The 15977-nt window shown below is 37.1% G+C and carries 11 protein-coding genes and 1 pseudogene; 10 read left to right on the top strand and 2 right to left on the bottom strand.

Annotation, left to right across the window (positions count from 1 at the left end; all coding sequences use genetic code 11):
* The first annotated feature begins 251 nt into the window (after window positions 1-251).
* The 10 genes from G525_RS0101545 (at window position 252) to G525_RS0101500 (ending at window position 13995) form a co-directional block, all read left to right on the top strand.
* The gene (locus G525_RS0101545; RefSeq protein WP_027124576.1) at window positions 252-2456 is read left to right on the top strand and encodes a RelA/SpoT family protein; all 2205 of its coding nucleotides are present in this window, start codon (window positions 252-254) and stop codon (window positions 2454-2456) included.
* A gap of 25 nt (window positions 2457-2481) precedes the next feature.
* Window positions 2482-2943, top strand: coding sequence for a Fur family transcriptional regulator (locus tag G525_RS0101540; RefSeq protein WP_027124575.1), 462 nt, complete (start codon window positions 2482-2484; stop codon window positions 2941-2943).
* Window position 2944: 1 nt separating this feature from the next.
* Complete coding sequence (locus tag G525_RS0101535; RefSeq protein WP_027124574.1) at window positions 2945-4216, top strand: adenylosuccinate synthase; 1272 nt, start codon at window positions 2945-2947, stop codon at window positions 4214-4216.
* A 228-nt stretch (window positions 4217-4444) separates the two neighbouring features.
* Complete coding sequence (locus G525_RS0101530; RefSeq protein WP_245577708.1) at window positions 4445-6253, top strand: OstA-like protein; 1809 nt, start codon at window positions 4445-4447, stop codon at window positions 6251-6253.
* 1 nt (window position 6254) lies between these two features.
* A complete protein-coding gene (locus tag G525_RS0101525) occupies window positions 6255-7436 on the top strand; it encodes an aspartate aminotransferase family protein (RefSeq protein WP_027124572.1) in 1182 nt (393 codons plus the stop codon).
* A 169-nt stretch (window positions 7437-7605) separates the two neighbouring features.
* Entirely contained in the window at window positions 7606-9018 is a 1413-nt protein-coding gene (locus G525_RS0101520; RefSeq protein WP_027124571.1) for a tetratricopeptide repeat protein, read from the top strand.
* 39 nt (window positions 9019-9057) lie between these two features.
* Window positions 9058-10068 carry a DUF368 domain-containing protein gene (locus G525_RS0101515; protein WP_027124570.1) on the top strand — a complete coding sequence of 337 codons (1011 nt, stop codon included), beginning with the start codon at window positions 9058-9060 and terminating at the stop codon, window positions 10066-10068.
* The gene (locus G525_RS0101510; RefSeq protein WP_027124569.1) at window positions 10069-11088 is read left to right on the top strand and encodes a DUF368 domain-containing protein; all 1020 of its coding nucleotides are present in this window, start codon (window positions 10069-10071) and stop codon (window positions 11086-11088) included.
* Window positions 11081-11815: a shikimate dehydrogenase family protein gene (locus G525_RS0101505; protein WP_035478838.1), complete on the top strand. Its 735-nt coding sequence runs from the start codon at window positions 11081-11083 to the stop codon at window positions 11813-11815. The genes G525_RS0101510 and G525_RS0101505 overlap by 8 nt, the downstream gene beginning before the upstream one ends.
* Before the next feature lie 98 nt (window positions 11816-11913).
* Complete coding sequence (locus G525_RS0101500; protein ID WP_027124567.1) at window positions 11914-13995, top strand: DUF349 domain-containing protein; 2082 nt, start codon at window positions 11914-11916, stop codon at window positions 13993-13995.
* Window positions 13996-14340: 345 nt separating this feature from the next.
* Here the strand turns inward: G525_RS0101500 and mazG are convergent, their stop codons facing one another.
* Together mazG and G525_RS0101490 are read right to left on the bottom strand one after the other, a co-directional pair.
* Window positions 14341-15117 (bottom strand): nucleoside triphosphate pyrophosphohydrolase, encoded by a 777-nt coding sequence (gene mazG, locus G525_RS0101495; RefSeq protein WP_027124566.1) that lies wholly within the window; start codon window positions 15115-15117, stop codon window positions 14341-14343.
* Window positions 15118-15524: 407 nt separating this feature from the next.
* Window positions 15525-15920 (bottom strand): annotated as a pseudogene (locus G525_RS0101490) (DUF5606 family protein); the annotation flags it as partial.
* Window positions 15921-15977: the final 57 nt, after the last annotated feature.

Here is a 15977-nt window from a genome sequence, read left to right as displayed (position 1 = left end):
CCTATAAACCTTTATTATTTAGCTTAAAAACATAGACGTCTCCATCCTATCCAAAACCTTATGGACCTCCATAAAAAAATCAACCTAGATTTTTTAGTTGGAAGAGCTAGCCTACCTACTTAAGAACTCCAAAAAAAGAAAACTTGACCATAAGAGAACATCTGCCCACTATTCTAGCACGACGCACGATAATCAAAGAATTCTCCCCGAAAAATATTGCCCATTTACTTTCTTTGTATTACATTTAGTTTATGACAGAAGTTGATATAGAAAAGGAAAATGCCGCCATTGCAAAAGCCTACAAGGAACTGCTCAAAGTAAGTTACCAAACCCTTACCGTTGACGATAAAAAACTGATAAGACAAGCTTTTGATGTTGCCGTTGATGCACATAAAAATCAACGACGAAAATCAGGAGAAGCCTATATCTTTCACCCCATTGCGGTGGCAAAAATTGTAGCTCAAGAAATTGGGCTTGACGCGACGTGCATTGCTGCGGCGTTATTGCATGATGTGGTAGAAGATAATCCTGACTACACCCATGAATTCATTGAAAAAAAGTTTGGTAAAACGGTATCGCGCATTGTTGATGGGCTTACAAAAATATCATCATTGAGTAAAGAGGCTGATGTCTCTACGCAAGCCGAAAATTTTAGAAAGATGCTGTTGACGCTCAATGATGATGTACGCGTTATCATTATTAAAATTGCAGACCGCCTCCACAATATGCAAACCATGGATTCTATGCGTCCTGATAAACAGGAAAAAATAGCGTCTGAAACACTTTATATCTATGCGCCATTGGCCCATCGGATTGGGCTTTATAATATTAAAAGTGATCTTGAAGATCTAGGTCTAAAATATACGGAACCTGAAGTCTATAAAGATATTCACAACAAAATAAAAGAGAGCAAAGAAGAGCAAGATGCATATATTCAAGCGTTTTCTAAGGTAATTGTAGATTCTTTAGACAAGGAAGGTTTGAACTATGACATTAAAGGACGCCCTAAATCCATCTACTCCATCCGTAGGAAAATGCTCAAACAAGGTGTTTCATTTGATGAAGTGTATGACAAATTTGCGGTACGAATTATTTACAAATCGGATTTTGCCAATGAGAAATTTCTCGCTTGGAAAATCTATTCTATTGTGACGGATCACTTTATCCCGAATCCTATAAGATTACGGGATTGGATTTCCTCTCCTAAATCAACTGGATATGAAGCCTTGCACATTACTGTTATGGGTCCTAAGGGACGTTGGGTAGAAGTGCAGATTCGAAGTGAGCGCATGAATGAGATTGCCGAAAAAGGGTACGCAGCACACTACAAATACAAAGAAGGCAATGCTGAAGACGCATTGGATACTTGGATTGACAAACTGCAAGAAGCCCTGGAAAGTAATGAAACCAATGCTGTAGATTTTGTGGAGCAGTTTAAGCTCAATTTATATTCTAAAGAAATTTATGTGTTTTCTCCCAAAGGTGATTTAAAGTCTTTGCCTAAGGGTGCAACACCGCTCGATTTTGCCTTTAGTATCCACACTGAAATTGGCATGAAAACCAGAGGGGCAAAAGTCAACGGAAAATTGGTGCCTTTAAGCCACGAACTCCAAAGCGGTGACCAAGTAGAAATACTGACCTCAGAAAACATAAAACCTAACAGCAACTGGTTGGATTATGCAACCACAGCTAGGGCGCGAAGTAAGATTAAATCGTCATTAAAAGACGAAAAGAAAGAAGTTGCAGAAGAAGGCAAGGAAATTTTAAGACGAAAATTAAAGCAGCTCAAGATTACTCTAGATGAAAAGTCCATTAATGAAATGGTCGTTTTCTTCAAACTAAAAACCAGTTTAGACCTCTTTTTTAGAGTGGGCATTGGCTCTATAGACAACCCAATGCTTAAGGATTTTGCTTCCTCACGTAGCAACGCTTTTATGAGCTATATCAAAAGTAAGATCCGAAAGCCAACGGTTGTTCAAAATATCGATAAGGACGAAATCACTGCCAAATACGACATGTTGGTATTTGGTAAGGAGGAAGAAAAACTGGACTACAAACTTTCTGCCTGCTGCAACCCTATATCTGGTGATGAAGTATTCGGGTTCCTAACCATAAATGAAGGTATAAAAATCCATAAAAAGAACTGTCCAAATGCGTTGAGCCTGCAATCAAATTATGCCTACAGAATTATGCAAGCCAAATGGATTGACTCTTCACAGCAGGAATTTGCCGCACAAATCACCTTATCTGGAATTGATAATATGGGACTGGTAAACACCATCACAAAAGTAATTTCCAGCAACATGCATGTTAACATGAAAAGCATTAGTTTTCAAAGTGATGACGGTGTTTTTTCGGGTAAAATCAATGTGGTGGTTAAAAATAATACCATGCTTAATAAACTCATGGATAATCTAAAAAAAATTAACGGGATTGATAAGGTCACAAGAGTTTAAAAAGTGTAAATTTGCAGCATAACTTATGAGTCTAAAAACAAAACATAGCAATCAGGAAATCGTAAAGAACGTGTTCACCACCTTTTTAGAAGGGAAGGGGCATCGCAAGACACCTGAACGCTATGCCATACTTCAGGAAATTTATGATAGTGAAGAACATTTTGATATAGAATCTCTCTACATCAAAATGAAAAACAAAAACTATCGTGTGAGTCGTGCAACGCTTTATAACACTATTGAACTATTATTGGAATGTGCTCTGGTGCGAAAACATCAATTTGGTCAAAATCAGGCACATTATGAGAAGTCCTATTTTGATAAGCAACACGATCACGTTATTTTAACAGATACCGGTGAGGTCTTCGAATTCTGCGATCCAAGAATCCAATCGATCAAAAAAACGATTGAAGAAGTCTTTGACATCTCTATCACCAACCACTCACTTTACTTTTACGGAACAAAAAACGAACAATCTAAAGAATCTTAAAATGGCAGTAGATTTACTACTAGGATTACAATGGGGAGACGAAGGCAAAGGAAAAATTGTCGATGTAATGACCTCAAAATACAATATTATTGCACGCTTTCAAGGCGGACCAAACGCTGGGCACACCTTGGTTTTTAATGGCAAAAAACACGTGTTGCATACCATTCCATCAGGGATTTTCCACGAAGACACTGTCAATTTAGTGGGCAACGGGGTGGTCATTGATCCTGTCATTTTCAACAAAGAACTGGATAAACTTGAAGAACAGCATGTAGACTATAAAAAGTCATTGTTGATTTCTCGTAAAGCACACATCATTTTACCAACACACCGTTTACTAGACGCTGCAAGCGAAGCTTCTAAAGGAAAAGCCAAAATCGGTTCCACCCTTAAAGGTATCGGCCCAACGTATATGGACAAAACCGGTAGAAATGGGATTAGAGTTGGTGATATAGAATTGGTGGATTGGAAAGATAAATACCGTGCTTTAGCCGATAAGCACGAAGCCATGATTGCGTTTTACAATGTTGAATTACAATATGACCTACAAGAACTTGAAAATGAGTTCTTCAAATCTATTGAGGTCTTAAAAACATTGACATTTATTGATTCTGAAGAATATTTACACCAAGCACAAAAAGAAGGTAAAACTATTTTGGCGGAAGGGGCACAAGGTTCATTATTGGATATTGATTTTGGAACTTATCCTTTTGTAACCTCTTCAAATACTACTGCAGCAGGCGCTTGTACAGGTTTAGGTATTGCACCTAATAAAATTGGTGAGGTCTTTGGGATCTTTAAGGCTTATACGACAAGGGTTGGTTCAGGACCTTTTCCTACTGAGTTGTTCGACGAAGTTGGAGAAACCATGGGCAGGGTTGGTAACGAATTTGGCGCTACCACCGGACGTTCACGTCGTTGTGGGTGGTTAGACTTAGTAGCTTTGCGTTATGCTTGCCAAGTGAATGGCGTGACCAAATTAATTATGATGAAAGGCGATGTCCTTTCAGGATTCAAAGATTTAAAAGTGTGTACCGCCTATAATTATAAAGGTGAAATTATTCACCATTTACCATATAACATCGAGGCAGAGAACGTTACCCCTATCTATACTGACTTTAAGGGATGGAACGAGGATTTAACCGAAATGACTGATGCCTCCAAAATGCCACAAGCCTTAGTAGATTATATTGAGTTTTTGGAAAAGGAACTCGAAATTCCAATTACTATAGTATCCGTTGGTCCAGACAGAAAGCAAACAATTGTAAGATAAGTTTAGAAACGAGCCTGCCTGTGCAATCAGGCAGGTTTCATAGTTTGACACCAACCGAGGCGCAATTTGTATTGTCTATATCTTTGAAGTCATGTTTAAACGGTATCATAAGTGTAATATAAGTGTACCAATCATAAGAGATTGTTGAATTTAAGAATCATCATTACTATGAGAAAGACGCCTAAATTTATGTTAACACAAAATAATTCCTAAACAACAGAGTTACTTTTGAAAACCACTTGTTACACCTTGAAAGCATTATACGTTTTTGCAGCTATATTTTTAGGCTTGAACTTGTCGGCAACTTCACAAACTAAAAAACTCAAAAAAATCCGCGTAGAATATTCAGGTTTTGTCGATTCTGACAGCCTAAGAGGTCCTGGCGTTTCCGTTTTCACAAGAGATAATACCCAACAGGTTCACTTTACCCATGAAGGCATTAATTTATGGTGTGACCAAGCCGTCTATTACGAAAAAGAAGATTTTATTGAGGCCTACAGCAATGTAGTCATGAAACAAGGTGACACCATTACTATGACAGCTAAATATGCCGAGTATAGTGGTAAAACCCAATTGGCATTTGCAAGCGGCGATGTGGTATTGGAAGAGCCAAAATCTGTCTTAACCACAGACACACTTCATTTTGACCGTATAAAACAACAAGCCTACTACCAAAACAAAGGGAAAGTCGTAAGAGACACTTCTGGCACTATTACCAGTCAAATTGGTCGCTACTATATGAACAGCAAGAAATATCAGTTTGTTCAAGATGTGGTTTTGGTCAATCCACAATACACGTTAAATACGGAACATCTTGATTTTTATACAGAAACAGGACATGCGTATCTTTTTGGCCCCTCTACAATCGTCGGTGAAACCAATACCATCTATGCAGAACGCGGATTTTACGACACCAATAACGACACGGGGTATTTTGTTAAAAACTCAAAGATCAATTATGAAAATCGCGTTTTTGAAGGGGACAGCATGTATTTTGACAGAAAAATAAGTTTTGCTTCCGCAACCAACAACATTGTTGTTACAGATACCATTAACAACAGTATCGCACGCGGGCATTATGCTGAAATTTGGCGCGCCAAAGATTCTGTATTTATAACCAAACGCGCTTTGGCGATTACAGTCCAAGAGAAAGATTCTATTTACATGTATAGTGATACGTTAATGGTAACCGGAAAGCCAGAACATCGGATCACCAGAGCTTATTATAACGCTAAAATATTTAAAAGTGATTTGAGCGGAAAAGCAGATTCCATTCATGCCGATCACAAATCTGGATTGACACAACTAATTAATCTGGAGCGCTTCTCCTCTACTGACATTTTCACCGTCAAACGAAGGCCAATTCTTTGGAATCTCGGCAATCAAATGACGGGAGACACCATTCACCTGATCTCTAATCCCAAAACGGAACAACTGGATTCTCTCTTGGTTTTTGAAAATGCCTTCTTAATTAGCAAAGACACGCTTGGCGCTGGGTTTAATCAAATTAAAGGACAACGGCTGATAGGACTCTTTAAGGACAATGATCTTTATAATGTGGATATCATTAAAAATGCAGAGGTCATTAACTATTCAAGAGATGATGATCAGGAATTGATTGGTATCAACAAATCCAAATCAGGGAAAATCAATTTGAAAATCTTGGAAGATTATAAAATCATTACGTTACTAGATGAAGTGGATGGCGATATATGGCCAGAATCAGAGTTTCCAGATAATGCACGAAAATTAAGAGGTTTTGATTGGCGTGAAGAAGAACGCCCAAAGAGCGTTGAAGATTTGTTTAAAGATGATCCCCCTTTAATACTACCCATAATTAAAGGTTTAGATGATTATATTCCTCAGGAGGAATTCTTTGATGAGGCCTTGATGCAACGTGTGGAGGATGCCAAGCCAAAAGATTCCAAAAAAGATGAGGAGCAAAAAGCGTCACGTACCATCCCTAAGCAAGCGCTTAAAAAAGCGGATTCATCCAATGTAAATAAAGTACAAGAACCCAAGAAAAAGGACAATTAAAATGACGAGCGATTTCTTACAGTATCAAGCACAAACCACACCGCATCCTTTAGCCTTAGAAATTTCTCACGCTGAAGGCTGTTATGTTTTTGATACGAATAATAAACCTTACCTCGATTTTATCGCGGGTGTTTCTGCTTGCACTTTGGGGCATCGTCATCCAAGAGTGGTCAAAGCAATAAAAGATCAGTTGGACAAATATATGCACGTTATGGTTTATGGCGAATATATCCAACAACCGGCCGTGGAACTCACTAAGTTATTGGCAGAACATTTGCCAGAATCCTTAGAATGTACTTACCTCGTCAATTCTGGGACCGAAGCTGTTGAAGGCGCCCTAAAGCTGGCTCGCCGAGCAACTGGCAGAAGCCAAATTATAGCTGCACACCACGCATACCATGGCAACACTATGGGATCTATGAGCGTCATGGGTTACGAAGAACGGAAACAGGCATTTAGACCCTTAATCCCGGATGTCAGTTTTATTAACTTTAATAATAAGGAGGATTTAAATCAGATCACGAGAAAAACGGCGGCCGTCATATTAGAGACCATCCAAGGAGGCGCAGGTTTTATTGAACCCTATGAAAATTATCTAGCGAAGGTAAGAACACGCTGTGATGAAGTAGGTGCTTTATTGATTTTAGATGAGATTCAACCAGGGGTAGGTCGTACTGGGAAATTATTTAGTTTTGAGCATTACAATTGTATTCCGGATATTTTAGTAACTGGCAAAGGTCTAGGAGGCGGAATGCCAATTGGCGCCTTTTCAGCATCAAAATCAATGATGCACACCTTACAGAATCGACCAAAACTAGGACACATCACTACATTTGGTGGCCATCCTATTATAGCTTCTGCCGCCTTGGCAACATTAAAAGAAGTTACAGAAAGTACTTTAATGGCCGAAGCGGTTGAAAAAGAACACGTATTCAGGAAACATTTAGTCCATCCATTAATTACTGAAATTAGAGGTCGCGGATTAATGCTGGCCGCCATGACACCATCCGCAGAGATCACAAATCAACTGATTTTAAAGGCGCAAAGTAGAGGTTTGATACTATTTTGGTTACTTTTTGAGCCAAAAGCCATCCGGTTAACACCACCATTAACCATTTCAACTGCCGAAATCATCGAAGGTTGTCAACTTATGATCGAAATTTTAGACGAAATTCAATCATAATTCCTTAGGTTTGCACAGTTGACAACTTGCTGTAAATTAAGCAATAAACTAAGAAAAGGACGATGAACGGTCAATACTGTTAATTAATTTGTTGAAAACATTCGTCTTTAAATCCTCTTTTCTCTAATGTTAACGTTACATTTATTTCAACGAACAATACCAAGTGCTTATGGAGTTTAGTCAACATGACGACGACGATAATTATTCGCTAACAAAATTTGAATCCATGTTAAAAACAAACAACGTGTTGTTTTTTGATTCAAATGAGTTTGAAAATATAATTCAATTCTATTTTGAAAACGGCCGAATTGCGCTTGCAAAAAAAGCTGTCAAATTAGGATTGGAGCAGCACCCTTCATCCATAATTTTAAGGCTTTTTCAAGTTGAAATTTACATTTTGGAAGACAAACTGCCACATGCAGAAAAGCTTCTGGACGCTCTCTATATCTTGGAACCATCCAATGAGGAAGTCTATATTCAAAAGGCCAGTATTTTATCAAAACGCAACGAGCACCAAAAAGCAATTGATACCTTAAAAATAGCTTTGAAATTATCAAATACAGAAGAAGATGAAGCCGATTTACACGCATTAATTGGTATGGAGTATCTTTTCATGGATCAATTTGATAACGCAAAGACCTATTTTATCAAATGTTTGGAGTTGGATATGGAAGATTATTCCGCACTCTATAACATTATTTATTGCTTTGAATTTTTAGATCTTCACGACGAAGCCATAGATTTCCTTAACCGTTATTTGGACAAAAATCCGTATTGCGAGGTAGCATGGCACCAATTGGGGAAACAATATTTCTCTCTAAAAGATTATAAAAAATCATTGGCAGCTTTTGAATTTGCTATTATTTCAGACGATACTTTTGTGGGAGCCTATCTTGAAAAAGGAAAAGTCTTGGAGAAAATGAAGAAGTTTGACGAGGCCATTGAAAACTACAATATGACCTTGGCACTTGATGAACCAACCTCTTTTGCTCTATTGAGGATTGGCAATTGTTACGAGAAGTTAAGTGCGGATGATCTTGCCGTGCAATATTACTTCAAAACAGTCCATGAAGACCCTTTGTTGGATAAGGGATGGATTGCCATTACGAGGTTTTACAACAAAAAGAAAGATTACCATAAAGCACTTTACTATATCAACAAGGCCATTAATATTGATGCCGATAATGTTAAATATTGGAAACTTTATGCTCAGATCAACCACCGCCTGAATTTTATTGAAGAAGCAGAACGTGGCTATAAAAAAACGTTGGATCTAGGAAACTACGAATTGGACACATGGCTTGCAAGAGCTGATGTACTTATTAAGTTAGGCGAACATGAAGCCTCGGCACTCAGTTTGATTCAAGCGTCGGAATTTTATCCAGAAACCGCTGAAATTGAGTACCGATTGGCAGGAATATATTTCACCCTCTTTGAAAACGAAAAAGGGCAATACCATCTCAAAAACGGATGGCTTCTCAATTCTGAATTATGTTTTATTTTACAGGAACTTTTTCCATTAATTGCTGATCATCAAATGGTGGTCAATATTATTTCAAATTCGAAAAAAACCTCCAAGTAAATTTATATATCTTTACGCTTCTTAGACGTAAAATAAAAAATGCAAAGACGCTTTTCAGATTACCTATTCATTTCACTTAAAGGGATTGCCATGGGTGCAGCCGATGCTGTACCAGGAGTTTCGGGAGGTACCATAGCTTTTATTTCCGGTATTTATGAGGAATTAATTACCACCATTAGCGGAGTCAATTTAAGTCTATTGACTACTCTAAGAAAAAGTGGTTTTGCTGCTTTTTGGAAACAGCTCAACGGTAACTTTTTGCTAGCCCTACTCATAGGAATAGTCATCAGCTTTATTTCTTTTATGAGGCTAGCCAAATACTTGATTGAACAGCATCCGGTACTCATATGGTCGTTTTTCTTCGGACTCATTGTAGCCAGCATCTTCTTTGTTGGAAAACAAATAAAAACATGGAATTTAAGCGCCATTGGTTCCTTAATATTTGGAACACTCGCGGCTTTTTATATTACAACATTACCGTCAATGGCAAATAATGACAGTTCCATTTTCTTGTTTTTTGCGGGAGCATTGGCCATTTGCGCAATGATTTTACCGGGTATTTCCGGATCGTTTATCTTGGTTATTTTGGGCGCTTATAAAACACTTAGCGATGCCTTAAGCATTTTTGATTTTAAGAAAATAACCATTTTTGCCGCTGGAGCAGTGATTGGATTATTGAGTTTCAGCAGGGTGCTAAAATGGTTGTTCAATAACTATAAAAATACCACTTTGGCGGTTTTAACAGGGTTTATTTTTGGTTCTCTAAACAAAATTTGGCCTTGGAAGGAAACCTTGACCGTTTTAGAAAAAGCGACGGGACAGACTGTTCCCGTTTCTAATATCACGGAATATGGAACGCTTGAAGTCTATCAAAGACAGATCAACAACTTTGAAACCTTAAAAATGGTGTCCGAAAAAAGTGTACTGCCACTTCATTATTCAGAAATCAACCAAGCGATTGATCCACAAATTGCAATGTCCATTGTACTTATGGTAGTCGGATTTTTAACTATCTTCATCCTTGAAAAAGTAGGCTCCAAAACTCCATAAATGCAAAGCACCAGAACCTTTTCTGACAAACTTTTCCTGGTCATAAAAGGCTTGGGGATGGGTGCTGCAAATAAGGTTCCTGGTATTTCTGGTGGTGTAGTAGCGTTTGTGGCAGGTTTTTATGAAGAGTTTATCTATTCACTCCAAAAAGTAAACAAAACAGCCTTTAAACTTCTCTTTAACGGCCGATTCAAAAGTTTTTTCAATTATGTCAACGGGCGCTTTTTGAGTCTGCTCTTCCTTGGTATGATTATCAGTTATTTCAGTATTTCTAAAATCTTGGATTATTTTCTCATCCATTACGAACTGTATATCTGGAGCTTGTTTTTTGGGATGATCGTAGGTTCAATCTATTATATCAACAAAGATTTTAATGACTGGAATTACAAAACTATAGTTTCTCTTATTATAGGCATAAGTCTGGGCATAGGGATTAGTTTTTTGGATCCCGCCAAAGAAAATGACAATCTGTTTTTTGTATTTTTCTGTGGAATTATCAGTGTTTCTGGGATGACACTCCCAGGTTTCTCTGGATCTTTCATCCTAATTTTATTAGGCAATTATGTATTGTTATTAGTAGATTCCGTCAATGCGCTTTCTGACACGTTCTATGAGATTATTGTTGGGGACTTTAGTTTTTTAAAGAATTCCGAACGGATCAGAATGCTTCAAGTACTCATCGTTTTTACCATAGGTTCAGTAGTGGGATTAGTTACCTTTTCGCATATGCTAAGTTATATCCTAAAACATTACAAGAGCATTACTACAGCCTCAATCATTGGTTTTATTGTTGGTTCGTTAGGCGTTGTTTGGCCATGGAAACACACTATTTATAGAATGACGGATGAAGGAAACTTGATCTATGATTCAACCGGCAAAAAAATAGTCTCTAATTATGAACGATTTATTCCTGACTTAAATAGTGAAACATACTTAGCAATTGTTTACATTGGAGTAGGAATTGCAATCGTCCTCGCATTAGAGTGGTATGGACACAAAACAAAAAAAATCAATGTCTAAATTTGGACTTATCGGTAAGAATATTTCGTACTCATTTTCTAAGGCGCACTTTACGGCCAAGTTTGAAAATGAAGAACTTCCTTATACCTATCAAAATTTTGATATTGAGGATATATCAAAGGTTCCCGAAATTTTAAAACAGGAAACTGATATTGTAGGCCTTAATGTCACCATCCCATATAAAGAACAAATCATTCCTTACATAGATAGCCTCCATAGAACGGCAGAAAAAATTGGAGCCGTAAACACCATAAAATTTTATCCATCAGGAAAAACTAAAGGTTTTAACACGGATTACTACGGATTTACAAAATCCATCGAGCCTTTCCTAAAATCTCACCATAAAAAAGCCTTGATTTTGGGTACTGGTGGCGCTTCAAAGGCGATTGCTTATGCCTTAAAAAAACTCAAGATTCGTTTTGAATATGTATCAAGAAGCCCCAATCCAAAAGCGGCATACGTTTATGCAGATCTCACGGAAGACATTATCAATGCACATCAAGTTATCATCAACTGCACACCCATTGGCACCCATCCTAAGGTGAATGAATGCCCCGATATTCCCTACGACGGAATCACAAAAACACATTTACTTTTCGACCTCATCTATAATCCCACACAAACCAAGTTTTTGATGTGCGGAGAAATCCAAGGGGCCGCTATTTGCAATGGTTCAAAGATGTTGGAGTATCAAGCGGAAAAAGCTTGGGAAATCTGGACTAAATAACCGAAATCGCTTAAAATCACAGGTTACTCTTTTGTAATCTGAGGCGTTGTTAGTATATTTACTTCTTTAGAAAAGCAAGAAATTTAATTATTATGACAATGTCAGAGAAAGATAACCTGCAGGATGCAGATGGAAAAGAGATTTTAAAAGACGAGGCTATCACTTCTGATAATACAGTCTCGAAAAAGCAATCCTCAACAAGCGGTAAAGGTGCAGGAACTGAAGAGACTGTAACAGCTGATCCTTTGGAAAATAAAGAAGCAGATAGTGAAGATTCGGCTCCTGAAACCTCAAATCAGAAAGATTCCATTGCTCCTACTTCAGAAGTTGCTCCTGAAGCCGAAAAGAAGACAGCTACTTCAGAAGAAACACCTGGAAAGAACAAAGATGCCTATGTGGACGAAATTGAAGAATCCAACGCTGAGGACGCTGAGGATGAGAGCAATGTAGAACGCCATAATTTGGAAGATAAGGACTACCACGCCATGACCATGGAGCAGTTGGCAGATGAGTTCGAAAACTTATTAAAAAACAAAAAAGTACAAACCATAAAATCTCATGTTGATGAGATTAAAACAGAGTTCAATTCTAAATTTTCCGAAATTCTTGAAGAAAAGAAAGAAGACTTTTTGAACGAAGGCGGAAGTGAGATTGATTTCTTTTATTCAAGTCCGCTTAAAAAACGCTTCAATACGCTTTATAAGGATTATAAAAACAGTCTAAATGCTTATTATAAAACCTTAGAAACCAATCTAAAATCAAACCTTGAAAACCGAATGCGTATTATTGAGGATATCAAAGGCCTCATCAATGTTGAAGAAAATATTAACACCACCTATAAGTTTTTCAAGGACTTACAAGAAGAATGGCGCAATGCCGGTCCAATTCCGAGGGATAAATACAATAATGCATGGAATACCTACCACCATCATGTAGAAATATTTTATGACTTTTTACACCTCAATCGTGATTTACGCGATATGGATTTCAAGCATAATCTTGATCAGAAACTAAAAATTATCGATCGTGCTGAAGAATTGGCTAAAGATGACAATTCTAACAGAGCTTTCAGAGAATTACAGGTACTCCATAAAATGTGGAAAGAAGATTTGGGACCTGTTGACAAGGAACATAGGGAAGTTATTTGGGAACGCTTTAGCAGTGCTACCAAAACAATCCATGATAAACGTCAAGCATATTACGCCGATGTAGATAAAGCTCACGAAGCGAATCTTGAAAAAAAGGAAGCCATTATCGCTAAGATTGAGGAAGTAGCAAAAGATAACCTCAGCTCCCATCAAGCATGGCAAAACAAAATTAAGGTTATTGAAGGCCTCCGTACTGAGTTTTTCAACGCTGGTAAAGTTCCCATTAAGGTGAATGAAGCCACTTGGGCAAAATTCAAATCTGCAGTAAGGTCTTTCAACAAAAATAAAAATAACTTTTATAAAAACTTAAAAAAAGACCAGTACACCAATCTGCAAAAGAAATTGGAACTGATCAAAATAGCTGAAGATAATAAGGATAGCGACGATTTTGAAACCGTTACGCCATTGATGAAGAAAATCCAAAATGATTGGAAAGCAATCGGTCATGTCCCTAGAAAGGATAGTGACAAAATTTGGAAACGTTTTAAAGCGGCATGTAACCATTATTTTGACAAACTCAATGCAGAAAAGAATGCAGCCAATAAAGACCAAGAGAAAGCATTTGAACAGAAATCAAAACTGCTTGATGAATTAAAAGATTTGAAATTAAGCGGAAATCCAGAAGAAGATTTAGAGACGATCAAGCAAAAAACTGAGGAATGGAATACTTTAGGTCAAGTTCCACAAAATAAGCGTTTTATTGAAGGCAAATTTAACAAAGCGGTCGATGGTTTGTTCAACAATTTAAAAATGGACAAATCTGAAGTGGAAATGATTAAGTTTGAAAATAAATTAGAGCATCTCTCTCAACCAGATGACACGAGACTATTGGATAATGAACACCATTTTATCCGTAAGAAAATTGATGAAGTTAGAGGAGAGCTAAATCAGCTTGAAAACAATCTTCAATTTTTCTCGAATATTGATGAAAGTAATCCTTTAGTTAAGGATGTTTTGAATAATATCGAAAACCACAAGGAAAACTTAGCGGTTTGGGAAGAGAAGTTTAAGAAGTTAAAGGAACTCTATTAACAGCTTTCTTTCACAGATATTGAACGTCCAACTTTTCCTAAGGAGAGGTTGGATTTTTTTTTCCGCATTATAGTTTGTCATTGCCAGCCTTGGGTGGGCACACCCAATAACGACTTTAAATTTTCAGTATTCACTAAAAAATACGAATAGCCTTAAAAATCAAATCCTACCTGTGAAAACAGGTAGGATTTTGACCCCTAACTAAACTAAATTTTTAACCTTAACTAATACCGCTTAAAATATAATTAAGATTACCTACTTATGATTATGAAACTTTAAGTTAAGTTCCAATATATCATATATACGTCTGCAATGCCATATTTGGATTACGGGATTGAAAATAAATCATACCTTTTTTGCTTCTTCCCAGAAAGCATCCATTTCCATCAACGTCATTTCAGATAAAGGCTTATTGATTTCCCGAGACTTAGCCTCTAGATATTGAAATCTTTTGATAAATTTTTTATTAGTGCGTTCCAGGGCATTTTCTGGATTTATTTTTAAAAAGCGCGCATAATTGATAATTGAGAATAGAACATCTCCCAGTTCAGCTTCCATTTTATCGGCATTTCCATGGGTTATTTCAATTTTCAACTCGTTCAGCTCCTCCTCTACTTTTTCATAGACCTGTTCTGGATGTTCCCAGTCAAATCCTACTCCTGCCACTTTATCCTGTATCCGGTTTGCTTTAACCATTGCCGGGAGGCTTTTTGGAACGCCTTGCAAGACACTGGTGTTGCCTTTTTCCTTTAACTTAATCTGTTCCCAGTTGCGTTTAACATCATCTTCATTTTCAACTTTGACATTACCATAAATATGTGGATGGCGTTCAATGAGCTTATCGCAGATACCATGACACACATCTGCAATATCAAAGCTATTGGTTTCACTACCTATCCGAGAATAGAAGACAATGTGTAATAAGACGTCTCCCAATTCCTTTTTGACCTCATTCAAATCCTTATCCAAAATAGCATCCCCAAGTTCATAAACTTCCTCAATGGTCAAATGTCTGAGCGTTTCCATAGTCTGCTTTTTATCCCACGGACATTGCTCGCGCAATTCATCCATAATGGTTAAAAGTCGGTCAAAGGCTTGTAATTGTTTTTGTCTGCGTGTCATATAGATTTTTTTTCGTCTGAAATCCAAAATTACAAAATTGAAAAAGCTAAATGCCGTTAATGTGTGGAATCTTAAAAATAGAATTAAGCACAAAATACTAAGAATGAAGAAAGATCGCCAAGAAAAAACTGTACTAGAAGTTTAAAACAGCTCATACCAAATTTTATTTAAAAGAAAAACCCACAATATTCTAATGACATCGTGGGCATGGTAAATAAAGTATCAAGTTTTTATACTTAATACTCATATCTTAATTCCTATTACGTTTTTCTAGCGCTTGTGTTTTTGGTAGATCCACCTTTCTTGGAAGCCGAAGCTTTTGGAACCACATTTTTAATGGTGGTTGGATTAGAAGTTGCTTTAGATTGAGCCTCATCAACTTTGGCTGCATTTGACTTATCTTCTGGCGCTTCATCAAGTGCAGATAATAAATCATTTGTCTGCAACATATTATACCACTGAATTACTTTCTTGATATCACTTGGGTACACACGATCTTCATCATAATCTGGCAACACTTCAAAGAAATATTCCTCTAATTTATCCTTAGAATCCTTATGACTGATTGCCGTTTGTTTGCCACCTTCCTTTTCACGTACTTTCTTCAATACCTCACGTAATGGCACCTCTTCAGTAAGTGTGTACATCGCAATCTCGCTCAACACACTCACGTTGCTGTGAATATTAACGGTAATCCGTTTATTATCGAGCAACGATTCAGCAACAAAACCGCTTCGGGTTTGGGTTACTATTTTATATAGTCCTGGTTTTCCTGAAATGGATAAAATCTTATCTAAACTCATATTCTTTATATGCTTTTTATATTTTGAAGTTGACAAATATATACTTTTGCCCTTATG

Origin of the sequence: Gelidibacter mesophilus DSM 14095, assembly GCF_000423005.1 — a bacterium.
Lineage (GTDB): Bacteria > Bacteroidota > Bacteroidia > Flavobacteriales > Flavobacteriaceae > Gelidibacter > Gelidibacter mesophilus.
This window is presented reverse-complemented; position numbering and strand designations above follow the sequence as displayed.